The following is a 25,702-nucleotide window of genomic DNA, read 5'->3' on the forward strand; positions in this document are numbered from 1 at the left end:
TCCTCTCGAGAGGTAGCGTTTCCATGGACGGAAAGCATGGCGCGTCCCGGCGGCAGATGCTGCTGGGCGGTCTGGGCGGCGCGGCGGTCGTTGCCGGCCTGGCCCGGCCTTCGATAGCTTCGGCGGCCGTGACCCCGGCCGCCGTGTCCCCCGACCCGGTGCGGCGGGCCTACGCGTTCCTGTCCGCGAAGTTCGACGAGTTCGGCAGCGGTTCGGACCTGCGGGTGCCGCGCAGCTACACGGGTGGGTTCTTCCAGACGCCGACCTGGGACTTCGTCTCGTCGTTCGCCTACGACGACGCGCTGGTGATCATGGCCTGGCTGGCGGGCGGTGACGTGCGGCGCGCCACGATCCTGGGCGACACCCTGCTCTACGCCCAGGAACACGACCCGATCGGTGACGGGCGCACCCGGGCGTCTTACCAGCCCGACTCGTTCACCACCCTCAACGGCTCGCTCGACATCGGCTCCCCGGCGGCGTTCACGGGGAACCAGGCGTGGGTGGGCATGGCGTTCGCGCACCTGTACGCCCGCACCCGCCAGAAGCGTTTCCTGGAAGGGGCTCTCGCCGAGGCCGAGTGGATCCAGGACAGGACCTACGACGTCGTGCGGGCGCCGTACGGGTACACCGGCGGCCGCAACGCGGCGGACGAGCCGAACACGTTCAAGGCGACCGAGCACAACATCGACGTGGGCGCGTTCTTCACCATGCTGGCCTCGCTCACGGGCCGGCCGGTGTGGCGGCAGCGGGCCCGGGTCGCCTTCGGTTTCGTGGAGGCGATGCAGGACGCGTCGGACGGGCACCTGTGGACCGGAACCGATCCCGACGGGGTCACCACCAACACCCGCCCGATCCCGGAAGACGTTCAGACGTGGGCCTACCTGGCCACGCTCGACCGGCGGTACAGCCGCTCGGTCGACTGGACCCTCGCGAACCTGGCCGCGACCGACGCCGGGATCACCGGGGTCAGTTACAGCGACGCAGACGTGAGCAAGGTCTGGCTGGAGGGCACGGCCCAGACGGCGCTGGCGCTCAGGGCCCGGGGGTCGGCGAAGGCGGCGCGGCCACTGCTGGCCGCGATCGAGAAGGCTCAGGCGACCACCGAACACGGTGACGGACGGGGGATCCCGGCCGCGTCGTCCGACGGTCTGGACACCGGCTTCGGCGATCTCTACCACGCCAGCCTGCACACCGGGGCCACGGCCTGGTACCTGCTGGCGGCGAAGGGGTGGAACCCGTTCCGGCTCTAGGCCGTGTCGCAGGCCGTTGCTGAGTGGGCGGGGAGGCGGACGGTGAAGGTCGTCCCCTCCCCCAGCCTGCTCTCCACCTCGATCGTGCCGTCGTGCAGTTCGGTGATCTGGCGCACGACGGCCAGGCCCAGCCCACTGCCGCCGCTCGCCCGGGTGCGGGAGGTGTCGGCGCGCCAGAAGCGGTCGAAGACCTTGTCCAGGTGCTCGGGAGCGATGCCGGTGCCGGTGTCCTCCACCGCGACGGTGACGAGATCGCCGTCGCTGCGGGCGTTCACCGTCACCGTCCCCCCGGCCGGGGTGTAACGCAGACCGTTCGAGACCAGGTTGCCGACCAGCTGACGCAGCCTCACCGCGTCCGCCGTCAGGGTCGGCTCCCCCTCGACGTCCGCCCGCAGCACGACACCGGCCGCGTCGGCCGCCCCTTGGTGCGCCTCGAGCACGGGCACCAGCACGTCGTTGAGCTCGAGGGGTTCGCGGTGCACGCGGAAGGTGCCGGCGTCGGCCGCGGCGAGATCGGCCAGATCGTCGATCACGTGCTGCAGCAGCATGGTCTCGTCGTGCAGGAGGTCGACGAGCGGACGGTCGGTGGGGGTCAGGCCGTCCTGGGCCGCCTCCAGCCAGCCGCGGATGGTGGTCAGCGGGTTGCGCAGCTCGTGGGCGACGTCGCCGACCATGGCCCGGCGCTGCGCCTCGGAACGGTCGCGGCGCTCCCGGGCCTCATTGAGAGCCCGCGCGAGATAGGCGAACTCGTCCTTCGACGTGAGGGTCACCGGCTCCTGCCGGGCGGCGCCGTCGGTCAGTGCCCGCAGCGGGCGCACCAGGCGGCGGCCCAGCAGCACCGTGACCAGGATGGTCGCGAGCAGCACGCCGCCGGTCACGGCGACGATGCGCACGACGTTGCCGTTCGAGAGCGTGAAGGCGGTGCCGGCCTGCCCGGTGTCGGGATCGGTGACGAAGAGCTGAACGGCCGGGGCCACGTAGGGCTGCAGCTGCTCGCGGCGGGCCTGCTCGAGGCAGGTGCGGGCCTGGGCGGTGTCCGGGCCGGTGTACCAGGAGTCCTGGTCGAGGAGCACGCTGGTGGCCGTGGTCGCGCGCGGGACGGTGACCGGGCGCCGGGTCGTGCCGCCCGCCCCGAGGCAGTCTGTGACCAGCCGCCCGAGGTCGAGCAGGGCGGCGCGCTCGGTGGCCGTGACCGGGCTCGGGTTGCGTGCGCGGCAGTCGGCGAGCACGGCCGCGTCGACGCCCGCGGCCGTCTCGACCGTGGGGCGGCCGCTCGCCGCCCTCACGATCTCCACGTCGTCCAGGTCCACTCCCCCGGTCGCGGTCAGGCAGCGCATCAGGCTCACCGCGGCGTCGTCGAGGGCCGCGCTCTCCTGGTCGGTGAGGACGTACGGGCCGAGCACGCGCGCGTCGATGCGGCTGCTGCCACCGGTGAGGGTGGTGTCGATGCGCAGCGGGTCGACGGTCGCGGAGGGCTGGGTGCCGGCGGGAGGGGCCGGTCCCGCCGAGGACTGGGCCACGACCGCGCCGTCGGTGAGGGCGGTCAGGGTGATGCGGCGGTCGAGGTCGTCGGCCCGCTCGGCCAGCAGTGGGCGCACGCCGGACCAGTCGCGACGGGTGGCCGCGTAGTCGATGAGGGTGTCGTAGAGAGCCTTCTCGCCGGCCAGCGAGCGCCCCTGCTCCTGGCGGATGGCCTGGGTGGCGGTGCGGGTGGCGAGCCAGGCGGTGGCGGCGACCGAGATCACGGCGATGGCGACGGACATCACCAGCAGGCGGGCGACGAGGCTGTGGCGCAGGGGGACGCTCACGGCTGCCCGGGGCCGGGGCGGACGTCGGCGTTCATCCGGTAGCCGATGCCGAAGACCGTGAGCAGGTAGGCGGGACGGCGGGGGTTCTGCTCGATCTTGCGGCGCAGGTTCATGACGTGCACGTCGATGGTGCGCTCGGTGGAGCTGCGGTCGAGGCCGTTGGTGTGCACGAGCAGCTGGGCGCGGGTGAAGACCCGGCCGGGGGCGGCGGCGAGCGTCTCCAGGATCGCGAACTCGCCCGGGGTGCAGTCGATCTGGGAGCCGGCCAGGGTGACCTGGTGCCGGGCCGGGTCGACGGTGAGGTCACCGATGCCGAAGGTGCGGTCTTCCGGGTCGTTCGGGGGTTTCGAGGGGTTCGGCCGGGGCACGGTGACGCGGCGCAGGAGGGTGCGGACGCGGGCCATGAACTCGCGGGGGCTGTAGGGCTTGGTGAGGTAGTCGTCGGCGCCGGTGTCGAGGCCGCGTACGAGGTCGTCCAGGGTGGCGCGGGCGGTGAGCATGAGGATGGGGACGGCCGATTCCTCCCGTAGTGCCCGGCACACCGAAAGGCCGTCCAGTCCGGGCATCATCACGTCGAGCACGAGCAGGTCGGGGGCGGCGGCGCGGGCCTGCTGCAGCGCACTGGCGCCGTCGTGCACGACCGTGGCCGTGTGCCCTTCCGCCGCGAGGTAGCGGCGGAGCATCTCGGCCTGCCGGGCGTCGTCCTCGGCCACCAGTACGTGAGCTCCCACCCGGCCGATGCTAAACGTTCGCGGCGGCCGGAATTCGATCGAGGCCGAAACCTGACAAGTTCCTCAAAAGTCCTGACCAGCCTGATGGCCATGTCGAGCAGCTCTGCCTCCCCGCCCCCGCCCGAGGGGCGCCGACGGGCGTTCCGGACCGCCGCGTCCATCATTCTCGTGGCCCTGGTCGCGACCGGCGGCTATCTGGTCGTGCGGCACGAACCGGCCCGGGCCACCGAGGCGGCGACGCCGCCGGCGAGCACGGCGCAGCTGGAACGCCGGGACCTCTCGACCGGGCAGACGCTCACTGGTCAGGTGGGGTACGGCACCGCGTTCGAGCTCACGGGGCGGGGCGGGGGCACGGTGACCTGGCTGCCGGAGCCGGGGGCGACGGTGACGCTGGGACAGTCGCTGTACCGCAACGACGACCAGCCGGTGGCCCTGTTCTACGGCAGGCTGCCGCTGTACCGGCCGCTGTCGGAGGTGGGCCTGGTGGGGCGCGACGTGAAGATCGTGGCGGACAACCTGGAGGCGCTGGGGTACGACATCGGCTCGGGTACCGGTGCTTCCCCGGGGTCGGTGCGGGGTGCGGACCGGTCGGTGACCGGCAGTGGTGAGGCGGTGCTCACGGCGGATCTGAAGGCGGCGATCAGGCGCTGGCAGGAGGACACCGGTCGCGAGCCGACCGGGGGGATCGAGATCGGTGACGTGGAGGTCCGGTCCGGGCCGGTGCGGGTGGAGTCCGTGCTGGTGCAGACCGGGGCGGAGGTCGAGCAGCCGCTGCTGGGGCTGACGTCGACGGGCAAGGCCGTGACCGTGATGGCGACGATGACCGAGGCGGGCGGCATCAACCGGGGCGATCGGGTGGACGTGGTGCTCCCCGACGGATCCGATGTCGCCGGGAAGGTGACGGGGAAGGGTCGGGTGCTCACCGCGTCCTCCGGCTCGGGGGTTCCGGGCGGTTCCGACGAGGCCCAGAAGCTGGCGGTGACGATCACCCTCGACCGGCTCAAGCCGCTGGCGAAGATCGATGCGGCCGATGTCGAGGTCACGTTCACGGCCCGCACGATCGAGGACGCGTTGGTCGCCCCGGTCGAGGCCCTGGTTTCGTTGCGTGAGGGCGGGTATGCGGTCGAGCCGGCCGACGGCCGGGGGCTGATCGGGGTGGAGACCGGCATGTTCGCCGACGGGATGGTCGAGGTCAGCGGGTCCGGGCTCGCCGAGGGGCTTTCCGTGGTGGTGGCGCAGTGAGCGTGATGGGTGGAGTGGCTGGGACGGGTGGAGTGACGGGGATGGCTGCGGTGCTGGACGTGCGGTCGGCCTCGGTGGTCTATCCGGGCGGGGTGACGGCGCTGGACGCGGTGTCGCTGACGGTGTCGGCCGGTGAGTTCGTGGGCATCGTGGGGCCTTCCGGGTCGGGCAAGTCGACGTTGCTGCACATCATGGGAACGCTGGAGCACCCGACGAGTGGGTCGGTGTGGATCTCCGGGCAGGACGTGTCGAGGCTGGGTGACCGGGCGCTGTCGGCGTTGAGGGCGCGGGAGCTGGGGTTCGTCTTCCAGCAGTTCCACCTGACCGACGGGCTGAGTGCGGTGGCCCAGGTGGAGACGGCTCTGCTGTACGGGGGTGTGGCGCGGCGCCGGCGGCGTCCGCTGGCGCTGGAGGCGCTGGACCGGGTGGGGCTGGCGGCGCGGGCGGGGCACCGGCCGCAGCAGTTGTCCGGGGGTGAGCGGCAGCGGGTGGCGATCGCGAGGGCGCTGGTGAACCGGCCGTCGCTGGTGCTGGCCGACGAGCCGACCGGGGCGCTGGACACCGCGAACGGGCAGGCCGTGCTCGGGCTGCTGCGGCGGCTGAACGAGGAGGGCACGACGATCGCGCTGATCACGCACGACCGGGAGATCGCGGCGGCGCTGCCGCGGCGGGTCGAGATCCGGGACGGGCGGCTGGCCGCGTGAAGATCCTGGACACACTGAGCCTGGGTGCCCTCGGTATCCGGGTGCGCAGGGCCCGGGCCGGGCTGTCGGCGCTGGGCATCTCGATCGGGATCGCCACGATGATCGTGGTCACCGCCGTCCCCGCCTCCAGCCAGGCCGACCTGATGCGGCAGCTGTCGGCGCTGGGCACGAACCTGCTGCAGGTCACGGCGGTGCCCGACCAGGACCCGCCGGCGCGGATCCCGGAGTCGGCGGTGGCCATGGTGTCGCGGATCCAGCCGGTGACCGAGGTCAGCGCGGTCGGGAACACGCACACCCCGGTGCGGCGCAACGCCGAGATCGCGGCGGACGCCAATCCCGACCTGGCGGTGCTGGCCGCCGCGCCCGGGCTGATGCCGGCGGTCGGGGGTTCCCTGGCCGCCGGGCACTGGCTCGATCCCGGCCTTCCGACGACCGTGCTCGGGGCGCGGACGGCGGCGCGGCTGGGCATCACCTCGCTCGACCATGCGCCGCTGGTGACGATCGGGAGCACCGAGTTCGCGGTCGTCGGCCTGCTGGAGCCGGTGGCGCTGACGCCGGACCTGGACTACGCGGCGCTGGTCGGCTGGCCGGTCGCCACCCACACGCTCGGGTTCGACGGCCACCCGACGGCCCTGTACGTGCGCAGCGTCGAGGCCCAGCTCGAGGCGGTGAGGTCGGTGCTGGCGACGACGGTGGCGCCGGAGCGCCCGGGCGACGTGACGGTGAGCCGCCCCTCCGACGCTCTGGCCGCGAAACGGGCGACGCAGCAGAATTTCTCGGTCCTGTTCCTGGGCCTGGCCGGCGTCGCCCTGGTGGTCGGCGGAATCGGCGTGGCCAACACCATGGTGATCTCGGTGCTCGAACGCCGCGCGGAGATCGGGCTGCGACGAGCGCTGGGAGCCACCCGGGGACAGATCCGCAGCCAGTTCCTCACCGAGTCGGTGATGCTGGCCGGGCTCGGAGGCCTGGCCGGAACCCTGCTCGGTGTGCTGGCCACGGCCGGTTACGCCTCCTGGAACGGCTGGCCCGTCGTGATCCCGGCCGCCGCCGCGCTGGCCGGCGTGATCGGCGCGGTAGCCGTAGGAGTCCTGGCGGGCCTGTACCCCGCGGTCCGGGCATCCCGCCTCACCCCCACGGTCGCCCTGGCCTCCACGTAGCCCCAACCCCACGCCCCCTCAGCCCCAGCCCTCATCAGCCCCGTACCCGTACCCGTACCCGTACCCGATCCTCCGACTCCCGTCCGGCCCCGAACCATCCGACCCCGAACTGCACCCGCCCCCTGAATCATCTGACTCCCGAACCGCACCGCCCCTCTGCACCATCCGGCCCCGAACCTCACCCACCCCCGAACCGTCTGGCCCGAACCACACCCGCCCCTCTGACTCCCGAGCCACGCCCGCCCCCCCTGACTCCCGAGCCACGCCCGCCCCCCTGACTCCCGAGCCACGCCCGCCCCTGCGTCGTCCAGCCCCGAACCGCACCCGCCCCTGCACCTTCCAGCCCTGAGCCGTCCGTCCCCTTGAAACAGCCCTGCCCCACAGGAAACCGGCCCCCTGGATCCCCGTGACCCGCTGCTCCGCTGCCCGCTGCCCGCTGCCCGCTGCGAAGCTCGTTAGGCGCCAGGCCCAGCTCGACCCACTCGGCCACGCTGCTGCCGGAGTGATCAGATGGCCGGGCCACGGCTCGGGCGGACCGCTGTCCTCTCATGGCCCGGCAGGGAAGCGTGGTGCTTTCGATTATCGATAATCGAAAGCACCACGCTTCTTCTCCTCGGACGAGGTGGCCCCCAGGACGCGAGTTACCGATCCATTCGCGAGGTGCCGTTCCACCGGCGAGATGCGTCGGGGGGGTTGCCGACGGGCGTAAGTCGCCGACGGGCGCGAGTCACCAACAAGCGCGACCCACCAACAAGCGTAAGTCGCCAACAAGCGCGACCCACCAACAGGCGCAAGTAGCCAACAAGCGCGACCTGACCCGCGTCAAGTAGTTGGCAGACTTTTTGGGTCGGGAAAGTTGGGTGTTGCCGGGTCGGCGAGGCCGAGGTGGACTTCGAGCGGGCGGTTCCAGGCGATGGCCTCGTGAGGCCTGAGGGTGTTGTATTCGAGCCGGTAGGCCTCGGCCTGCTCGGCCAGGGCCGGGCCGTGGTCGATGTCGTGGCGGTAGAGCCACTCGTATTTCAGCGTGCCGAAGCCACGTTCGCGGGTGCCGTTCTGTCCGGGCGTGCGGACTCGGGTGCGCACGTGTGCCAGTTCGGGTCGGGTCTTGATGTAGTGCTCGAACCTGAAGGAGCGGAACGGTCCGCCGTTGTCGGTCACGATCACGACGGGTGAGATCAGCCCGGTGGAACGATCGACGACCTGTTCGAGCAGGTCAAGGCCGTCGGCGAGGCGTTCGGCCTCGGTGGTGGCCAGGTCGATCGAGGCGATCGCGTCGTGCTGGTTCGCGGTGGGTGACAGGTGCCAGCCGAACTCGTATTTCGACCAGTAGTCGCGGCAGGCAGCCAGTCTCCAGGTTCCTCCCTTTCGCGTTTCGAACTCCGAGAAGTCAAGCTGCCAGACCTGGTTCGGTCCGGTCGGTGGGTTCACGAAGGCGGCCTTGCGGGCGGCTGCCAGTTGGCGGCGTTCGCGTTGATAGGTGGCTGGCAGGAGCAGGCCGCGTCGGCGCATGATCCGCAGAACTGTTGCCTGGGAGACGCTCACGCCGTCGTAGCGGGTCATGGCCCAGATCTTTCGGTGGCCCCAGGCCGGGTGCTCCTGCGCGTGCTTGGCCACGATCGGTTCGGCGGCCTGCGAGACCGGCATCGGCCACGGGCCGCGAGGCGGCTGGTCGGTTTTGGCGCGGGCTTGCCAGCGGCGCCAGGTTCTTTCGGGCATGCCGATCATGTCGGTAAACCTCGTGGTCGGTATGCCCGCCTGGCAGCGGATCACCTCGAGGTCTTCGAAGGGCCCAGGCGGTGCTCGGCCGACTTCTTCCACACCCGCAGCTCGACCGCGGCCTCGCCCAGCGCCGTAGTCAGGTCCGCGACCTCGGCCTCGAGTTGCTGCTCTCGGCTGGAGGCCCGGTTCGAGGACGACGACAGGCCGGCCAGGCCGGCCTCGAGGAACTGCCGCTTCCAGGTCCCGACTGACTGCTCGGAGACCTTGGCCTGGCGGGCGGCCTGAGCAACGGTCATCTCGCCGGCCAGGATCGACAGGATGATCCGCTGCTTCTCGGCCGGTGGCAGAGACGGTGGACGAGGCATGATCGACATGCTCCCTTGCTGGTCAGAGGGACAAGAAACTACCTCTGCCAAGAATCATGACGCGGGTCAGACCCACCAACAGGCGCAAGTAGCCAACAAGCGCGACCCACCAACAGGCGCAAGTAGCCAACGAGCGCGGGCCGCCAACAGGCGTAAGTCGCCGACGAGTCTGGGTCGCCGACGAGTCTGGGTTGCCGACGAGTCTGGGTTGCCGACGAGTCTGGGTTGCCGACGAGTCTGGGTTGCCGACGAGTCTGGGTTGCCGACGAGTCTGGGTTGCCGACGAGTGTCGCGTCGAGTTCTGGGCTGCGACCGGGATGTGCAGCCGGGCTCGAGGCGGTGGGGGCGACGCCGAGAGGGGCGGATCGGGCCTGATCGCCGGCGGGCGTTCGCCCGTGGTCAGGGCCGATCCGCCCCTCTTCCGGCGGGTGGTGGGCGGGGCTGGTGGTGGGCGGGGCTGGTGGTGGGCGGGGCTGGTGGTGGGCGGGGCAGGGCGGTTACTTCTGGGCGGCGGCCTCGCGCTCGCACTCGTTCATGTACTGCAGGCCCAGCTCGATGGACCGGGCGTCGTTCTTGGCGCCGCCGAGGGACAGGCCGACGCCGTCCTCGTTGACCTCGACGTAGCGAATACCCCTGTCCTTCAGGCAGTCGCGGACGTGACCGGCGAAGGTGCGGGCCTCCGGGTTGGCGGGGTCGAGCTCCCAGGCGGGCAGGGGCAGGAGGTCTTCGCAGGCCTCGTTGGCGGCGTCCGTCTTGTCGTTCACCGTTCCGCGGGACTTCATCACGTCGACGCCGTTCTCCTTCATGCAGTCCAGGTACGGCTGCTGGAGGGCGTCGCGCTCGGCCTCGGTCATGTCGATGCGCTCCCTCAGCTGCTTGGACGTGCCGGCCGGGGAGCTGCCGGCGGCGGTCCGGGCGTCCTGCGTCACCAGGCTGGCGACGCTCGGGGCCGTCCCGGCGGCCGACGAGGAACCCGACGAGCACGCCGCCATGGAGACAGCGAGGAAGACGGCCGCGGTGCCGGCCGGCAGAACGGTTCCGGCCTGAAAAGCTTTCCTGCGCAAGGGAAGAAGCCTCCTTCGATCCCCGCCGGGCCTTCCTGCGGGTGAGATCGAGACTCGCAGGCAGTTTTTAGGTTCTTGTGAGGTGCTGCCAGGATGTTCGCGTGACGTTGAAGCCCTCACCCGACACCCCGGCCGCCGCGTGGATCATGGAGGCCGAGGAGGACTGGACGCAGGTCGCCGGGTTCGGCCCGGGCGGCTTCCCGGGGTACGTGCGAGTGCGTTTCCTGCCCGACCCGGAGCGGCCGCTGCAGAGCGCGAGCGAGGTGCCGTCCGCTGCGAACAGCGAGCCTGAGCAGACCCGGCGAGTGCTCGAGGTGCTCGCGCGGCACACCGGCACCCCCGCCACCGCATGGTTCTGCCTGTGGGAGGGCTGGGGCACGCAGATTCCCGGCTTCAAGCCGATGGTGATGATCCCCAACCGCGCCTACTACCTGTTCACGGGCCCGCTCGCCGACGCCGGGCAGTGGGACGTGCCCGGCAGCACCGACGAAGACCTCGAGGCTGCCCTGGTCTGGCCGGAAGACCACTCCTGGTGCCTGGCCAAGGACGTCGACCACCACTGGCTCGGCGTCGGCGCCTCCGAGGCCGCGATCCAGGAGCTGCTCGCCACCCCGGGTCTCGACGTCGTGCGCGCCGACCCGGAGCAGCAGCAGCCGTTCTACCTGTAGGTCACCGCCGGCTCAGGGCTTGAGCAGGACCTTGCCGTCGCGTCCAGCGGTGAAGTTCGCCGTGCTGGCCTCGCGCACCTTCTCGAACGGGAACACCGCGTCGACCGGCAGGGTCAGCGAGCCGTCGGCGGCGCGGGTGATCAGCTCGGTGATGAGCTCGCGGCGCTTCTCGGGGGCCATCTTCTTGCTGACCTGGCTGCCCCAGAAGCCCCGCACCGTGAGGTCGCGGAAGATGATGGCGCCCGAGGGCAGCTCCATCGTGGGCGAGGCCATCGCGCCGAACACCACGAGGGTGCCGCCGTCACCGAGGAGCGAGACCACGTCGCCGGCGGCGGAGCCACCCACGGAGTCGACGCCGGTCAGCGCCACCGCGTCACCGGTGATCGCGCGGGCCTTCTCCTGCCAGCCCTCGACACCGGTCGCGACCACGTTGCCGATGCCGTGCGCCTCCAGCTCGGTGACCGCCTCGGCCCGGCGCACCAGCCCGAGCACGTTGATGCCGCGGGGCTTCGCCAGCTGCGCCACCAGCCGGCCGACCGCCCCGTTGGCGGCGTTCTGCACGATCCAGTCACCCTCCTTCAGCCCGAGGAAGTCGATCAGGCTGAGCGCGGAGAACGGCATCGCGACGAGCTGGGCCGCGGCCTCGTCGGAGATCGCGTCGGGCACCGGGATCAGCTGCGCGGCCCGGGCCACGAAGTACTCCGACCACACCCCGAAAACCGTGCTGACGGCGACCCTCTGCCCGATCTGGACACCCTCGGTCCCCTCACCGAGCGCGTCCACGACCCCCACGGCCTCGGTGCCGGCCCGGGCGGGCAGCTCCGGCTTGAACCCGTAGGTACCCCGGATCGTCCACAGGTCGTGGTTGTGCACCGCGGACAGCACCGTGCGCACCCGCACCTCGCCCGGGCCGGGTTCGGGGGTGGGCACCTCTTCCACGGCCAGAACCTCGGTGGGCTCGCCGAATTCGTGGTGGACGACTGCGCGCATGGCTTCTTCTCAACTCTCGCTCGAGGTTCGGTTCAGTTCGGTTCAGACGTGAGGACGACGCCGAAAACCGCTTCCAGCCCGGGCGTCACGTCGCTGGGCTCCCCCGCGCGCACGGCGTGCAGGTGCCGGGTCATCACCCAGACCCAGCCCGCGGCCAGGAATTCCCAGAACACGTCGTCGCGCTCTCCCCAGACGGCCAGCGCCGGCTCGCGCCGCAACCGCAGCGCCCGGTGCCGCACCAGCTCGGCCTGGAACAGCTGCCCACCCGGGCCCGCGGAGATGCGGCAGTAGAACTCCAGGTGCGGCAGCATGCGATCGACGCTCGCCGTGAACGTCCCGACGAGGGAGCCGCCCGGCTCCAGACCGTCCAGATCTCCCGCCAGCCGGGCCAGCCCGGCCGACGCGAACAGCGCCCCCAGGTCGGCGAAGTGCTGGTAGAAGGTCGGCCGGCTCATCCCGGCCCGCTCGCAGACGTCCTTGACCGAGACGGCCGCGGCCTCCCGCTCGTCGAGCAGCTCGGTGGCCGCCCCGACCAGGGCGGCCCGGGACCGGAGGACGATCGGGTTCGTCTTACTCACGTCAATAGTTTTACAACTGTAAGAGCTGAGATCGCAACCGCAGGCGCCCCGGACAGCACAGCGCCCCTCCCCGGATCGTCTCCGGGAAGGGGCGCTGCGACGAGGAGCCGGCCAGGTGCGGCTACGGGGTGATGACGTGGGGGTTGACGACGTCCGGCGACGGCTTGACCCGCGTCGTCGAGGCGTCGGTCGAGGCGTCGGAAGAGGTAGAGGTGGACGTGGACGTGGCGCTGCCCGCGGTACCGCTGCTCGGGGAGGCAGTACCCGAGGAGGACGAGCTGGTCTGGTCGGTCGAACCCAGCTCCTGCACCGCCCGGCCGCTGGAGTCGTCCACCCGCGCCAGCACCACGATCTCGACGCGCCGGTTCACCACGAGCGCCCGCGGGTCACTGGCCGCCAGACGGGGCTGCGTGTCCGCGAACCCGGCGAAGCCCATCCGCTTGAACGGGATCGCGTCCTCCCGCTTGAGGTAGCGCAGCACGTTCGACGCCCGTGCCCCGGACAGCTCCCAGTTCGACGGGTACTGCGCCGTGTTGATCGGGATCGAGTTGGTGTGACCCTCGATGCTCAGCCGGTTCGGCAGCCCTCGCAGCGTCGGGCCGAGCGCCTTGAGGATCTTCTCGCCGCGCGGCATCAGCTCCGCGCTGCCGCTCGCGAAAAGCACGTTGTCCGTGGCGATCGTGACCACCAGACCACGCTCGTCGATCCGCAGCGAGGCCCCGTTCCTCATGCCGGCCTTCACCAGCGCGTTGCGCAGCTTCAGCTGCGCCCGCTGCAGGTTCTTGACCTCTTCGAGCACCTGCGAGCGCTCGGTCGCGTTGACGAGTTCGGCGACCTTCTCGGCGTCCAGCGGCGCCACGCCGGTGGTGACGGCGTTCGGGTTCTCACGCTGCACCCCGGCCGAGCCGGACAGGTTCAGCGAGTCCGGCGCCACCGAGCCACCCGGGTCGAGCAGCCCGCTGCCCCCCGGCATGATCGTCGTCGGCGACCCGAAACCCGAGGCCAGGCCGGTCTTCAGGGCCTGGAACTTCACCACGTCGACCTGGCTGATGGCCCACAGCACGATGAACAGCGCGACCAGCAGCGTCATCATGTCCGCGTAGCTGATCATCCAGCGTTCGTGGTTCTCGTGCTCCTCGGCCTCTTCCTCGTGCCCGCGCCGTGCCCTGCCGCTGCTCATACCGCGTCCTCACGTCCCGCCGAAACGTCGCCCGCAGCACATCGACCGCGCCGCCCGCCAGATCCTGTCCAGATGACCGATCGGTCGGGCCCCGCGACTTTCAAGCACTTTCCGGGTGGTGACGAACGTGATGCACACCTCGGTCAAGCTCGTACCGGGATGGCGACGCAGGTCCTTTTCGCGGCCGGTGTCCCGTCGCCCTCAGGTGGCCACCGACGCCGACCAGCTCGCCAGCAACCTCAGCCTCTCCTCGTCCGCCGACTCCGGAGCAGCCGTGCAGACCGTCAGCATCGCCGCCTCCCGCACCGAGAACGGCAGCTCCATCGAGTGGTACGCCAGCTCCAGCCCACCCACCGTCGGATGCCGGAACAGCTTCACGCCCCGGTTGTGCATCACGATGTGGTGCGCGTCCCACAGCTCCCGGAACTCCGCGCTCGAACGGCTGAGAACCTCGACCACCTCACCGATCCGGGGGTCGCAGTGCGCCCGCCCGGCCTCGGCCCGCAGCAGGCCCACGAGCACCTCCGCCGTCACGTCCCAGTTGCCGTAGAAGTCCCGCGACCCCGGATCGAGGAAGTGGTACAGCGCCAGGTTCGCCCGTCCGTGCTCGTGCGTGGCCGGGCTCGCGAACATCGGTGAGTACAGCGCCCGGCCCAGCGGGTTGATCGCCAGCACGTCGAGCCGCTTGTCGCTCACCATCGCGCTGGAGAGCGTCATGCTGTCGAGCAGCCACTGCACCGTCGGCGGCAGCTCGGTCTCGGTGAACACGCACTCCCGGGACGGTGCCTCGTCGCGTGCCGTGCGGGCCAGGTCGAACAGGTAGATGCGTTCCCCGTCGTCGAGCCGCAGCGCCCGGGCCACCGCGTCGAGCACGTCGTAGGAGACCTCGGCGATGTGCCCCTTCTCCAGCCGCACGTACCACTCGGTGCTCACCCCGGCCAGCACCGCGACCTCCTCACGACGCAGCCCGGGCACCCGGCGGCGGGCGGTGCCGGGCAGCCCGGCCTGGGCCGGCGTGATCCGGGCCCGGCGGCTGATCAGGAAGTCACGGACGGCGGTGCGGTTGTTCACACCCCCACCGTACGATCCGAAGCTCAGGACAAGGGGGTGGCGTCTGTCCCCCCGATGAGCTCGCTCTGCCGCCCCCGGCCGGCGGCGTCTTGTCTGGACGCCATGAGAGCAACTCTTCTGCACGGCCCCCACGACATCCGCGTCGAGAGCGTCCCCGACCCCCGCGTCCTGCGTTCCACCGACGCCGTCGTGCGCGTCACCGCCGCCTGCGTCTGTGGTTCCGACCTGTGGCCCTACGCCAGTCACACGGGCGCCCCGGCCCGGATGGGCCACGAGTTCGTCGGCGTGGTCGAGGACACCGGCCCCGACGTCACCACTGTCGCCAGGGGCGACCTCGTCGTCGCACCCTGGGTGTTCAGCGACGGCACCTGCGAGTTCTGCCGGGAGGGCCTGACCACCTCGTGCCCGCACGGCGGCATGTGGGGCTACGGTGACGCGGACGGCGCGCAGGCCGAGGCGGTCCGGGTCCCGTTCGCCGACGGCACCCTGTTCAGGATCCCGGGTCCGGCCGACAGCGAGCTCGTCCCGTCACTGCTCACGCTCTCCGACGTGTACGGCACCGGGCACCACGCGGCCGTGCGGGGCGGCGTCACCCAGGGGTCGAGCGTCACGGTCATCGGTGACGGCGCGGTCGGGCTCCTCGGGGTGCTCGCGGCGAGGCAGCTCGGCGCCGGGCAGATCATCCTGATGGGCCGGCACCGGGCCCGCACCGATCTGGGCCGCGAGTTCGGGGCGAGCGAGGTGGTGGCCGCCCGGGGCGAGGAGGGCGTCGAGGCGGTGCGCGCGCTGACGAACGGGCAGGGCACGTCCGTCGTGATCGAGGCCGTGGGCACCCGTCCCGCCTACGACCAGGCCGTGGGCGCGGTGCGCAGCGGCGGCACGATCAGCCGGGTCGGGGTGCCGCAGTACGAGGAGGCCCCGATCGGGACGGGCAGCCTGTTCTTCCGGAACGTGCGGCTCACCGGAGGGGCTGCGCCGACCCGCTCGTACATGGAGCGGCTGCTCCCGGCGGTGCTCGACGGGACCGTCGAGCCGGGCCGGGTCTTCGACGTCACCACCGACCTCGACGGCATCGCCGACGGTTACCGGCAGATGGCCGACCGCAAGAGCCTCAAGGTGCTGGTGCGTCCGTAGTCTCGAAATGGGGGACGCGCCTGCGCACCTGAGGTGCGCGGGCGCGTCCCCCGTTTCCGGAGACTCAAGTCGTGCGGCACCGACCGGGGGCCCGGGTGAGCACCCGGATCGTCGGCAGCTCGGTGTCCACCGGCGAGGATCCGTTCGCGGGCCGGACGTCGGGGGTGGGAGCCCGCGTGCGCGGGATTCCCGGACGGCTTCTAGGCCAGGGCCGGGCCCAGGGCCTCGGTGAACCGGCCGTAGGTCTGGTCGATCTCACCCTCGACGCTCCGGACGGTGCGGGTGCCGGGGCGCTGCGCGATCACGTCGAGCAGACGCTGGTACATCAGCCGCAGCTCCTCCTCGCCACCGGTGCGGGCCTGCAGCGCGGCGGCGTCCCGGTGCTCGGCCGTGACCGGTTGCCGGGAGCGCCGCCCGAACCGCGCCACCGCCTCCTCGACGTCGGAAACCAGCGCGACCTCGACGAACCCGGTCCCGGCCTCCCCGGCCGCCTCGGCCAGCCGGAGCGCGAAGTCGATGCGGCCGAGATACTGCGGCACCACCACGTCGTGCCCGGCGCGCAGGTGCCCGCGGATCATGGCGAGCGCGAGTTCCCGGGCCGCGAGCCCGGACTCGGTGGGCCGCTCGAGCCACCCGCCGAGCAGCCCGCGCACGGTGTCGATGTCCAGGGCGAGCGTCATCGGGTGCTCGTCGGCGTAACGCCGGGCCAGGGTCGACTTTCCGCTGCCGGGCGCGCCGTTCAGCAGGATCAGGCGAGGCACGCGACCAGGCTAGCCTCACCGGCGCGGTTCCCGGCGGAACATCCGGGCGGCCAGGGCCACGGACACGGCGCCCCAGGCGAGTGTGGGGAGCAGCAGGATCAGGGAGCCGGTGACCGGGGTCCGGCACGAGGCGGCCCGGTACGCGCGGGAGCACGACCGGCTCTGACGCCCGGGTCTCGATCCCCGGCCGGATCTGGGGCAGGCTGGTGATCATGTCCACCCCGTCCGCTCTGCCCCGTCCGGCCCGTCACGGCGACCTGCGGCGCTGGCGGGCGGTGGAGTACGCGTCCGTGCCCGGTTACCGGCCCCTGCTGCTCGACCTGCTGCGTCCCGACACCGCGGGTGCGGTGCCGCTGGTGGTCTTCCTGCACGGGGGTGGCTGGCACGGGGGCAGCCGGTCGGTGTTCGTGCCCACGCTGCACGACTGGGACCCGGACCCGTTCGAGCGGATCGCGGCGGCCGGGTTCGCGGTGGCCTCGGTCGACTACCGGCTCAGCGGGGAGGCCCCCTTCCCGGCGCAGCTCGAGGACGTGAGCGCCGCCCTCACCTGGCTGCGGGAGCACGCGGGAGAGCTGGGGCTGGATCCGGGCCGGGTCGCGGTGTGGGGCGAGTCGGCCGGTGGGCACCTGGCCGCGCTGCTCGGCCTGACCGCCGAGGGGGTGGGGGCGGTGGTCGACTGGTACGGCCCCTCCGATCTGCGGGCCTTTGCGGACGACTCGCTCGCCTCGGGCATCTCCCTCGCCGACGCGTCGGCTCCCGACGCGCGCGAGGCCCAGCTGCTCGGCGCCACCGCCCGGGAGGCGCCCGGCCGGGCGGCCCTGGCGTCACCGGTCGACCGGGTGCACGCGCAGGCGCCGCCGTTCCTGCTGATCCACGGCACCCGAGACCGGTACGTCCCGCACCGGCAGTCCGAGCGGCTGGAAGCCGCGCTGAGAGAGCAGGGTGCCCACGTCGTCCTGAAGCTGGTGGAGGGGGCCGACCACATGTGGCTCGGGTCGCCGGAGACGGCCCACGAGGTGTTCAGGCTGAGTCTGGACTTCCTGCGGGAGCGGATCGGGCTGGTTCGTCCGGGTTCTCGTCAGAGCTCTCGACAGAGCTCTCGTCAGGGCGGGGACTGACCTGGGTCGCGGCCCAGCTGGCCAGCAGCTGCAGCTGTTCCGCGTCCCGGGAGCCGGGCTCGGCGGTGTAGACGGTCATGGTGAGGCCGTCGTCGGCGGGCAGCTCCATCGCCTCGAACGCCACCGACAGCTCCCCCACCACCGGGTGCCGGAACCGTTTGAGCCCGGCCCGGTGGTGACGCACGTCGTGGGCGGCCCAGCGCCGGGCGAAGTTCTCGCTGCGGGTGCACAGCTCACCCACCAGGTCGGTGAGCCGGCGGTCGTGCGGACGGCGCCCGGCCTCGGCCCGCAGCAGCTGCACCGAGGTGTTCTCGGAGGTCTCGCGGTCGGGGAAGAAGTCCGGGCCGGCCGGGTCGAGGAAGTGGAACCGCGCGATGTTCGGCGGGGAGCCCGGCGAGGGACGCGTCGGGCTGTCGAAGACCGGTGAGTAGAGCGCCCGGGCCAGTGCATTCGTGCCCAGGACGTCGAGCCGGCCGTTGCGCACGAAGGCGGCCGCGGAGTTCATCGAGTCGAGCACCAGCTGCAGCGAGGGACGGATCGTGGTCGGCGGCAGCCGCCGCGGACGGGGGCCGTGCGTGTTCGCGGCCCGGGCCAGGTCGTACAGGTAGACGCGCTCGGCCTCGCCCAGCTGCAAGGCCGAGGCCACCGCGTCGAGCACCCCGTCGGAGACGCCGCCCAGATTGCCCTTCTCGAGCCGGGCGTAGTAGTCGGCGGAGACCCCGGCGAGCATCGCGACCTCCTCGCGGCGCAGCCCCGGCACCCGCCGCTGCCCGCCGTAACGCTTCAGGCCGGCCTGCTCGGGCGTCACCCGGGCGCGCCGTGTGGCCAGGAAGTGCCGGGCCTCCTCGTTCCTGCCGCTCATGCCGTTCACCGTAGGGCCACCCGCCCGGGCGTGACAGGTCCTGGCAGACCCCCGGAAGCAGCCACGCCGGACCCCGTCACCCGGGTGAACCTGCCCGCGGGCGCCCCGGCCCGGCTCATGGTGTTCACCGGACTCGCCGGACCGGCCGTGGTGATCGCGCTCTCTCATCGACGCCGCGCCCGCGCCGCCGGCCGGCACCGCGAGCGGAGACCCCAACACCGGGTGGCCCATCTTTCCGGGTCCTTCCCAACGCTTTTCCGGGCCCGTGGTTCCACCCGCCGGCATCACGTCACCGGGATCTATCCGCCCCTTATCGGCAGCTTAGGCCTGCTCGACCGGCGGGTTCCCTACGGTGAGATCTCCGGAACCGTTCGCCAGGAATCCGTTCGAGGGAGAGACATCGTGAGAGCCCAGGGTCGGCGGATCACCGCCGGTGTCGCGACCGCCCTGGTCGTGGTCGGCACCGTCACCGCGGTTCAGGCGCAGGCCTCCGAGCCGGCGCACCGGGCACGCCAGCGGCCCAGCGCCACGTCCACCACCACCCCGGCGACCAGCCCGGCCACCTCGCCGTCAGCCACCGGGGTCCTGTTCCGCGACGACTTCACGTCTTTCGACACGACGAACTGGAGCTGCGAGTACGACTGCCCGGTCATCGAGGGCGAGAAGGCGCGCTACCGGCTGAGGTCCGGCGTCGCCCCCGACAACTACGGCTCCTGGTCGAAGTCGCGCTACAAGGGGCAGCGCTTCACCGAGGGCACGTTCACGGTATCGTTCTCGCTGACCGAGCGCCCGAAGCAGAACGTCTGGTGGGGCGTCGCCCTCTGGGACCAGACCAGGGGCGAGGACCAGTTCAACGAGATCAACTTCGGCTACACCACGAACCAGAGCTACACGAACACCCAGCTGCTGTTCGAGAGCGCGAAGCGGGGCCAGGCCAGGTCGGTCAAGGTCGACACCGGGGTGGACCTCTACGACGGCCAGTACCACGAGGCCACCCTGCAGTACGACAGGTCCGCGGTGAAGTTCTTCCTCGACGGCACGCTGCTGTCGACGATCAGCGACCCGCAGTACATCCCGACCGACCCGATGGACCTCGTCCTCGGGCCGCGCCTGGTCACCGGCAGCCAGCCGCTGACGTCGGGCTTCACCCAGTCGATCGACCGGGTCGAGATCTCCCGGTAGCACCCGGGGGCTCCCGCCCCCGCGGGAGCCCCCGGCCGTCAGTGCAGTTCGAGCGTGCAGCACTTCACGCTGCCGCCGCTCTTGATCAGCTCGGACATGTCCAGGCCGATCGGGTTGAACCCGCGCGCCCGCAGCTGCTCCATCAGATTCGTGGCCCGGTGCGACACCACGACGTTCAGCCCGTCGGACATCACGTTCAGCCCGAACCCGCAGGCGTCTTCCTCGCTCGCCCGGATCGCGCCCGGGAAGAGCTGCTCGATGATGGTGACGCCCGCCGCCGTGAAAGCGCCCGGATAGTAGGCCACCGTGCTCTCGTCGAGCACCCCCAGGGCGGTGTCGAGGTGGTAGAAGCGCGGGTCGGTGAGCTCCAGCGGGATCACCGGCACCCCGAAGTACGCCCGCAGCTCGTCGTGCGCGGCCAGGGTGGTGCGAGAACCCACGGACGCCAGCAGGTACCGGCCGACGGTGAGCACGTCGCCCTCGCCCTCGTTGATCTCCCGCGCGATCGCGCTGCGCCCGTAGCCCGACCGCTCGAACCAGCGCAGGAACTCGGCACTCTCCGGCTGCCGCTCGCGGTACGCGAAATTCGCGACGAGCACGCGTCCTTCGCGCACCACGGCGGCATTGGCGGCGAACACCATGTCGGGCAGGCCGAGCGTTCCCGGCATGACCTCGACCTGATGCCCCAGCTCGCCGTAGACCTCGCGCAACCGTGACCATTGTTCGCGGGCCCGGTCGCGGTCGACGGGGTCGCTGGGGTCCATCCAGTGATTGATCGAGTAGGTCACGTCGTAGTGCTCGGGATCGCACATCAGCAGACGCCGGGTGGTCGCGTGCCGAACGACCTGCTCGGACGGGGAAAAGGTCGAGGTCATGGCAATCTCAGCCCTCCTTGGCGGGGTGGCCATCCGTGGCCGGTTGCCCGGAAACGCTAAGCACTGCCTGGTGAACCATCAATCCCCCGGCCAGCCCTGGTACTGCAGTCCGGGGTCAGCCCGCCATGAGCTCCAGGGTGTCGACGACCCGATGGCTGAAGCCCCACTCGTTGTCGTACCAGGCCACGACCTTGACGTGCTTCCCGTCCACGCGGGTCAGGGCGGCGTCGAAGACGGCGGACGCGGGTCGCCCGGTGATGTCGCTGCTCACCAGGGGCTCGTCGACGTACTCGAGAATGCCCCGCAGCTCACCGTCGGCGGCCTCACGGTAGGCGGCGAGCACCTCCTCACGCGAAACCTCCTTCTCGACCGTGGTGTTGAGCTCGACCAGCGAACCGACCGGCACCGGTACCCGGATCGAGTCACCCGAGAGCCTGCCGTCGAGCCGGGGCAGCACCTTGCCGATGGCCTTCGCCGCGCCCGTGGTGGTGGGCACGATGTTGACGCCCGCGGCGCGGGCGCGGCGAAGGTCCCGGTGCGGGCCGTCCTGCAGGTTCTGCTCCTGCGTGTAGGCGTGCACCGTGGTCATGAAGCCGTGCTCGACATGCGCCAGCTGGTCGAGCACGGCAGCCAGGGGAGCCAGCGCGTTCGTCGTGCACGAGGCACTGGAGACGATGACGTGCTGCTCGGGGTCGTACACCTCGGTGTTCACACCGTAGGCCAGGGTCACGTCGGCCCCCTCGGAAGGGGCGCTGACCAGTACCTTTCGCGCTCCGGCGGTGATGTGGGCGCGAGCCGCGCCGGCCGAGGTGAAGCGGCCGGTCGACTCCAGCACCAGGTCGACACCCAGCTCGGCCCAGGGCAGGGCCGCCGGGTCGCGCTCGGCCAGCACGCGGATGCGGCGCTCCCCCACCACCAGGTCGTCGCCGTCGAGGCTGACCGGCTGCGCCAGCCGCCCGAGGGCACTGTCGTACGTGAGGAGATGCGCCAGGGCCGACGGGGCGGACAGGTCGTTGACCGCCACGACCTCGAGCTTGCTGTCGCGTTCCAGTAGAGCGCGCAGGGTGTTTCGGCCGATGCGGCCGAATCCGTTCACGGCGATGCGGGTCATGTCCGCCCCTCCTTCTCGTTCGTGCCTCCCATCCTGCGGACCGGACGACGCCCTCGACAGTGGCGCGGTCGCCAGGGTGCGAAAGGATTTGGCCAGTAGTTTTGCCATTTACCGCGAGGATCTGGCCACACAGGCGACGTGACCAGGGCCGGAACGCCGCCGAGAGCAGGACCGGCGCCCCTGGCCCGCCCCCTAGAGTCCTCGACCATGAGCGACCTGAGGCAATACCTGCGCACCCTGAAGGTTTTCGAGGGTGATCTGCCCACCTTCGACCCGGCCACCGCCCCCGACCACCCGGAGGACCTCTTCGTCGAATGGCTGCACCTCGCGGTCTCCGGCGGCGTCCGGGAACCGCACGCCCTCACCCTGTCGACCACGGGCCTCGACGGTCTCCCCTCCGCCCGGGTGCTGATCCTGAAGAACCTCGACGAGCACGGCTGGCAGTTCGCGGTTCATGCCGCCAGCCCGAAAGGCCGTGAACTGCAGGCCACTGCGTCAGCGGCCCTGACCTTCCACTGGCGCGAGCAGGCCCGGCAGATCCGGGTCCGCGGGCCGGTCGTGGCGGCAGATCCCGGCGACAGCGCCGCCGACTTCCTCGCCCGGCCGGCGGGCTCCCGGGCCGAGGCCCTGATCGGACGGCAGAGCCAGGTGCTCGGCTCACCGGCCGAACTGGGGGCGGCGAGCGACCGGGCCCGCGAACGCCTCGCGGAGCGGCCCGATCTCGTGGAGCCGGCCTGGACCCTCTACTCGCTCCGGGCCCGCACGGTCGAGTTCTGGCAGGGGGATGCCGAGAGGCGCCACGTGCGGCTGCGTTTCACCGCTACCGGAACGGGCTGGGAGAAGGAACGTCTCTGGCCGTGAAGGTGTGCCGGTACTCGCTCGGCGACGTGCCCAGGATGCGCTGGAAGTGCAGCCGCAGATTGGCGCCGGTGCCCACGCCGACCCGCGCCGCGATCTCCTCCACGCCGAGGTCGGAACGTTCGAGGAGCTCGCGGGCGGCGTCGATGCGGGCCCGCAGCACCCACCGCATCGGCGCGTGCCCGGTGGTCTGGGCGAACCGCCGCGAGAACGTGCGCACCGACACGCCCGCGTGCCGGGCCAGGTCGTCGAGAGTGATGTGCTCGCCCAGCCTTTCGAGAGCCCACTGCCGGGTGTCGGCGAACAGCTCACCCACCGTCTCGGGCACCACGCGCGGCACGTACTGGGCCTGGCCACCGCTGCGGAACGGGGCCGCGACCACCCGCCGGGCCACCTCGTTGGACAGGGCCACGCCGTGGTCGGTGCGCACCAGGTGCAGGCACAGGTCGATACCCGACGCGGCACCCGCCGAGGTGAGCACCGGGCCCTCGTCGACGAAGAGCACGTTCTCGTCGACCCGGACCAGCGGGTGCCTCGCGGCCAGCGCCCGGGTGTAGTGCCAGTGGGTGGTGGCGCGCCGGCCGTCGAGCAGGCCGGTGGCAGCCAGGGCGAAGGCGCCGGTGGAGATCGCGGCCAGGCGGGTGCCGCGCTCACGGGCCTCGAGCAGGGCACCGACGACGGACGCGGGCGGCGCCGTGGTGGCCGGGTCGCGGTAGCCGGGGATGAAGACGGTGTCGGCCTGCTCCAGCGCCTCGAGCCCCTCGGCCACGTGGTACGAGAGCCCGTCGCCGCCGGTGACCAGCCCGGGCGCCGCCCCGCAGACCCGCACCTCGTAGGGCATGGTCGGGCGGTTCGCGAACACCTGGGCGGGAATGCCCACGTCGAGCGGTTTCGCGCCTTCGAGCACGAGGACGGCGATGCGGTGACGGCGGTCGCTCACACCTCACGATCTCACGACCCGTTCGGCGCACCCGCGTTGCCAACCTAATTCTTCCACTGTAAGAATCTCTCTGTCGGCAATGGCGCGTCCCTCTTTGGAGCCCCTCATGCATCACCTCGTCGCCCAGCTCACCCTCGAGGAGAAGGCCGCCTTGCTCTCGGGCGCCTCCGTCTGGAAGACCGCCGCGATCGAGCGCCTCGGCGTCGAGCCGGCCCTGCTCTCCGACGGCCCGCACGGCCTGCGGTTCCAGGAGGAGACCGGCGACCACCTGGGCCTCAACCACAGCGAACCCGCCACCGCGTTCCCCACCGCCGCGGCCACCGGCTCCACCTGGGACCCGGAGCTGCTGCACGAGATGGGCGAGGCACTGGGCCGCGAGTCACGGGCCTTCGGCGTCGACGTGCTGCTCGGGCCGGGCGTCAACATCAAGCGCTCGCCGCTGTGCGGCCGTAACTTCGAGTACTTCTCCGAGGACCCGGTGCTGGCGGGCGAGCTGGGCGCCGCCTGGGTGAACGGCGTGCAGTCGCAGGGAGTCGGGGCGTCGCTCAAGCACTTCGCCGCGAACAACCAGGAGACCGAGCGCATGCGGGTCAGCGCCGAGGTCGACGAGCGCACGCTGCGCGAGATCTACCTGCCCGCCTTCGAGCACACCGTGAAGACGGCGAACCCGGCCACGATCATGGCCTCGTACAACAAGATCAACGGCACCTACGTCACCGAGAACACCTGGCTGCTGGAAGACGTGCTGCGCGGCGAGTGGGGTTTCAAGGGTTACGTGGTGTCGGACTGGGGCGCGGTCGGCAACCCGGCGCGCGGCGTCGCGGGCGGCACCGACCTGACCATGCCGGCCGCCGGCGGTCACGCCGAGGAGGTGCTCGAGGCGGTCAAGGCCGGTGACCTCGACGAGGCCGTCCTCGACCGCGCCGTGTCGCGCCTGCTCACCGTGCACGACCGGCTGCGCGCGGCCCAGAAGCCCGGTGTCACCGTGGATCACGCCGCTCACCACGAGCTGGCGCGCCGGGTGGCGGCCGCCAGCTCGGTGCTGCTGGCCAACAACGGCGTGCTGCCGCTGAGCGCCACCGAGGGCGGCGCCATCGCCGTGATCGGCGAGTTCGCGCGCACCCCGCGGTTCCAGGGGGCGGGCAGCTCGCACATCATCCCGACGCAGCTCGAGCGCGCCCTCGACCGGATCCGGGCCGCGGCGCAGCGAGAGGTCACGTTCTCGGCGGGGTTCCGGCTCGACGGCACGGTGGACGAGGCCCTGATCGCCGAGGCGGTCGCGGCGGCGAAGGCCGCGGGCACCGTGGTGCTGTTCCTCGGCCTGTCCGACAAGGAGGAGTCCGAGGGCTTCGACCGCGAGCACCTCGACCTGCCGCCGAACCAGCTGGCGCTGCTCGAGGCGCTCGCCGAGGTTCGCGACGACGTCGTGGTGGTGCTCAGCAACGGCTCGGTCGTCGACCTCACGCCGGCGATCGGGCGCACCGGGGCGATTCTCGAGACCTGGCTCGGTGGGCAGGCTTCCGGTGCCGCGACGGCCGACGTGCTGTTCGGGACGGCCGAGCCGGGCGGCCGCCTGGCCGAGACCGTGCCGCTGCGCCTGGCCGACAACCCGTCGTACGTGAACTGGCCCGGCACCCCGCAGCAGGTGCACTACGGCGAGCGGATCTACGTGGGCTACCGCTGGTACGACCGCACCGACAAGGACGTGGCCTTCCCGTTCGGATTCGGCCTGTCGTACACCACGTTCGCGATCAGTGACGTGGCGGTGAGCGTGGCCGACCCCGCGCAGGCGAAGGCCGTGGTGACGGCGACCGTGACGAACACCGGCGAGCGGGCCGGCAGCGAGGTCGTCCAGGTCTACGTCGGTGACCCGAGCGCGTCCGCCGACCGACCCGTCCGTGAACTCAAGGCGTTCGCGAAGGTGACGCTGGAGCCCGGCGACCGCACCGTCCTCACTTTCGAGCTGTCGGAGAGGGATTTCGCGTTCTGGGCCGACGGCTGGACGGTCGAGCCGGGCGACTTCGTGATCGAGGTGGGCACCTCGTCGCGGGACATCGCGGCCACCGAGATCATCACGCTCGACGTGCCGGTCGCGACGGTCGTGCTCGACACCGACTCCACGGTCGGCGACTGGCTGAAGCACCCCCAGGGCGCTGCCCTGCTGCAGGAGCAGGTCTCGAAGCTGGGGGCCGGTTTCGCGTCGGCGCTGTTCGAGGACGAGGAGGCCCGGGTGATGATCGAGTCGATGCCGCTGCGCAGCCTGCTCGGCTTCGGCACCGGTGTGAACGGCAAGGCCGTGGTCGGCGAGCTCCTCACCCGCCTCTAGGCTGGAGA

At 71.6% G+C, this 25,702-nt stretch carries 24 protein-coding genes; 10 read left to right on the forward strand and 14 right to left on the reverse strand.

Features of this window, described 5'->3' with window-relative positions:
* Positions 1-23 precede the first annotated feature (23 nt).
* Positions 24-1,250, forward strand: a complete 1,227-nt coding sequence (locus J2S57_RS32160) for a hypothetical protein (protein ID WP_307249762.1) — start codon at positions 24-26, stop codon at positions 1,248-1,250.
* Here the strand turns inward: J2S57_RS32160 and J2S57_RS32165 are convergent.
* Together J2S57_RS32165 and J2S57_RS32170 are read right to left on the reverse strand one after the other, a co-directional pair.
* Positions 1,247-3,058, reverse strand: a complete 1,812-nt coding sequence (locus tag J2S57_RS32165) for a sensor histidine kinase (RefSeq protein WP_307249764.1) — start codon at positions 3,056-3,058, stop codon at positions 1,247-1,249. The two genes, J2S57_RS32160 and J2S57_RS32165, sit on opposite strands and share 4 nt — an antisense overlap.
* On the reverse strand, positions 3,055-3,789 hold the full coding sequence (locus J2S57_RS32170; protein ID WP_307249765.1) for a response regulator transcription factor: 735 nt from the start codon (positions 3,787-3,789) through the stop codon (positions 3,055-3,057). Before J2S57_RS32170 ends, J2S57_RS32165 begins: the two co-directional genes overlap by 4 nt.
* Before the next feature lie 90 nt (positions 3,790-3,879).
* On the opposite strand from J2S57_RS32170, the gene J2S57_RS32175 reads away from it, so the two are divergent.
* Genes J2S57_RS32175 through J2S57_RS32185 form a run of 3 tightly spaced genes read left to right on the forward strand, consistent with a single transcriptional unit; the run spans position 3,880 to position 6,892 of the window.
* Positions 3,880-5,031: an efflux RND transporter periplasmic adaptor subunit gene (locus tag J2S57_RS32175; protein ID WP_307249767.1), complete on the forward strand. Its 1,152-nt coding sequence runs from the start codon at positions 3,880-3,882 to the stop codon at positions 5,029-5,031.
* 41 nt (positions 5,032-5,072) lie between these two features.
* Positions 5,073-5,735 (forward strand): ABC transporter ATP-binding protein, encoded by a 663-nt coding sequence (locus J2S57_RS32180; protein ID WP_307249768.1) that lies wholly within the window; start codon positions 5,073-5,075, stop codon positions 5,733-5,735.
* A gap of 5 nt (positions 5,736-5,740) precedes the next feature.
* Positions 5,741-6,892, forward strand: coding sequence for an ABC transporter permease (locus J2S57_RS32185; RefSeq protein ID WP_370882730.1), 1,152 nt, complete (start codon positions 5,741-5,743; stop codon positions 6,890-6,892).
* 822 nt (positions 6,893-7,714) lie between these two features.
* Here the strand turns inward: J2S57_RS32185 and J2S57_RS32190 are convergent.
* From J2S57_RS32190 to J2S57_RS32200, 3 genes are all read right to left on the reverse strand, one after another.
* Positions 7,715-8,617: an integrase core domain-containing protein gene (locus tag J2S57_RS32190; protein ID WP_307249102.1), complete on the reverse strand. Its 903-nt coding sequence runs from the start codon at positions 8,615-8,617 to the stop codon at positions 7,715-7,717.
* A 41-nt stretch (positions 8,618-8,658) separates the two neighbouring features.
* The gene (locus J2S57_RS32195) at positions 8,659-8,976 is read right to left on the reverse strand and encodes a helix-turn-helix domain-containing protein (protein ID WP_307249104.1); all 318 of its coding nucleotides are present in this window, start codon (positions 8,974-8,976) and stop codon (positions 8,659-8,661) included.
* A gap of 497 nt (positions 8,977-9,473) precedes the next feature.
* Positions 9,474-10,040 (reverse strand): hypothetical protein, encoded by a 567-nt coding sequence (locus tag J2S57_RS32200; protein WP_307249771.1) that lies wholly within the window; start codon positions 10,038-10,040, stop codon positions 9,474-9,476.
* Positions 10,041-10,141: 101 nt separating this feature from the next.
* Between J2S57_RS32200 and J2S57_RS32205 the strand changes: the two genes are divergently transcribed.
* Positions 10,142-10,708 carry a hypothetical protein gene (locus J2S57_RS32205; protein WP_307249772.1) on the forward strand — a complete coding sequence of 189 codons (567 nt, stop codon included), beginning with the start codon at positions 10,142-10,144 and terminating at the stop codon, positions 10,706-10,708.
* Positions 10,709-10,720: 12 nt separating this feature from the next.
* Here J2S57_RS32205 and J2S57_RS32210 read toward each other — a convergent pair whose 3' ends face one another.
* The 4 genes from J2S57_RS32210 to J2S57_RS32225 form a co-directional block, all read right to left on the reverse strand.
* Positions 10,721-11,698 carry a zinc-binding dehydrogenase gene (locus J2S57_RS32210; RefSeq protein ID WP_307249774.1) on the reverse strand — a complete coding sequence of 326 codons (978 nt, stop codon included), beginning with the start codon at positions 11,696-11,698 and terminating at the stop codon, positions 10,721-10,723.
* A 32-nt stretch (positions 11,699-11,730) separates the two neighbouring features.
* Positions 11,731-12,276 (reverse strand): TetR/AcrR family transcriptional regulator, encoded by a 546-nt coding sequence (locus J2S57_RS32215; protein ID WP_307249776.1) that lies wholly within the window; start codon positions 12,274-12,276, stop codon positions 11,731-11,733.
* A 121-nt stretch (positions 12,277-12,397) separates the two neighbouring features.
* Entirely contained in the window at positions 12,398-13,456 is a 1,059-nt protein-coding gene (locus tag J2S57_RS32220) for an OmpA/MotB family protein (RefSeq protein ID WP_307249778.1), read from the reverse strand.
* A gap of 201 nt (positions 13,457-13,657) precedes the next feature.
* Entirely contained in the window at positions 13,658-14,527 is an 870-nt protein-coding gene (locus tag J2S57_RS32225; protein WP_307249779.1) for a helix-turn-helix domain-containing protein, read from the reverse strand.
* A 102-nt stretch (positions 14,528-14,629) separates the two neighbouring features.
* Here J2S57_RS32225 and J2S57_RS32230 point away from each other — a divergent pair, with 102 nt between their 5' ends.
* Positions 14,630-15,661 carry a zinc-binding dehydrogenase gene (locus tag J2S57_RS32230; protein ID WP_307249781.1) on the forward strand — a complete coding sequence of 344 codons (1,032 nt, stop codon included), beginning with the start codon at positions 14,630-14,632 and terminating at the stop codon, positions 15,659-15,661.
* Positions 15,662-15,861: 200 nt separating this feature from the next.
* On the opposite strand, the gene J2S57_RS32235 is transcribed toward J2S57_RS32230, so the two are convergent.
* A complete protein-coding gene (locus J2S57_RS32235; RefSeq protein ID WP_307249784.1) occupies positions 15,862-16,422 on the reverse strand; it encodes an AAA family ATPase in 561 nt (186 codons plus the stop codon).
* A gap of 212 nt (positions 16,423-16,634) precedes the next feature.
* Here J2S57_RS32235 and J2S57_RS32240 point away from each other — a divergent pair, with 212 nt between their 5' ends.
* Positions 16,635-17,540, forward strand: a complete 906-nt coding sequence (locus tag J2S57_RS32240) for an alpha/beta hydrolase (RefSeq protein WP_307249785.1) — start codon at positions 16,635-16,637, stop codon at positions 17,538-17,540.
* Here J2S57_RS32240 and J2S57_RS32245 read toward each other — a convergent pair.
* The gene (locus J2S57_RS32245; protein ID WP_307249787.1) at positions 17,443-18,402 is read right to left on the reverse strand and encodes a helix-turn-helix transcriptional regulator; all 960 of its coding nucleotides are present in this window, start codon (positions 18,400-18,402) and stop codon (positions 17,443-17,445) included. The two genes, J2S57_RS32240 and J2S57_RS32245, sit on opposite strands and share 98 nt — an antisense overlap.
* Positions 18,403-18,804: 402 nt before the next feature.
* On the opposite strand from J2S57_RS32245, the gene J2S57_RS32250 reads away from it, so the two are divergent.
* Positions 18,805-19,584 (forward strand): LamG domain-containing protein, encoded by a 780-nt coding sequence (locus J2S57_RS32250; protein WP_307249789.1) that lies wholly within the window; start codon positions 18,805-18,807, stop codon positions 19,582-19,584.
* Between the two features lie 38 nt (positions 19,585-19,622).
* On the opposite strand, the gene ddaH is transcribed toward J2S57_RS32250, so the two are convergent.
* Both ddaH and gap read right to left on the reverse strand, forming a co-directional pair.
* Positions 19,623-20,459, reverse strand: a complete 837-nt coding sequence (ddaH, locus tag J2S57_RS32255; RefSeq protein WP_307249791.1) for a dimethylargininase — start codon at positions 20,457-20,459, stop codon at positions 19,623-19,625.
* 115 nt (positions 20,460-20,574) lie between these two features.
* Entirely contained in the window at positions 20,575-21,570 is a 996-nt protein-coding gene (gap, locus tag J2S57_RS32260; protein ID WP_307249793.1) for a type I glyceraldehyde-3-phosphate dehydrogenase, read from the reverse strand.
* A gap of 207 nt (positions 21,571-21,777) precedes the next feature.
* Here gap and J2S57_RS32265 point away from each other — a divergent pair, with 207 nt between their 5' ends.
* The gene (locus J2S57_RS32265) at positions 21,778-22,431 is read left to right on the forward strand and encodes a pyridoxine/pyridoxamine 5'-phosphate oxidase (RefSeq protein ID WP_307249796.1); all 654 of its coding nucleotides are present in this window, start codon (positions 21,778-21,780) and stop codon (positions 22,429-22,431) included.
* On the opposite strand, the gene J2S57_RS32270 is transcribed toward J2S57_RS32265, so the two are convergent.
* Positions 22,391-23,368: a GlxA family transcriptional regulator gene (locus J2S57_RS32270; protein ID WP_307249798.1), complete on the reverse strand. Its 978-nt coding sequence runs from the start codon at positions 23,366-23,368 to the stop codon at positions 22,391-22,393. The two genes, J2S57_RS32265 and J2S57_RS32270, sit on opposite strands and share 41 nt — an antisense overlap.
* Positions 23,369-23,474: 106 nt before the next feature.
* Here J2S57_RS32270 and J2S57_RS32275 point away from each other — a divergent pair, with 106 nt between their 5' ends.
* Positions 23,475-25,694 (forward strand): glycoside hydrolase family 3 C-terminal domain-containing protein, encoded by a 2,220-nt coding sequence (locus J2S57_RS32275; RefSeq protein ID WP_307249800.1) that lies wholly within the window; start codon positions 23,475-23,477, stop codon positions 25,692-25,694.
* The last annotated feature ends 8 nt before the right edge of the window (positions 25,695-25,702 follow it).

This window comes from Kineosporia succinea (genome assembly GCF_030811555.1).
Taxonomy (GTDB): Bacteria; Actinomycetota; Actinomycetes; order Actinomycetales; family Kineosporiaceae; genus Kineosporia; species Kineosporia succinea.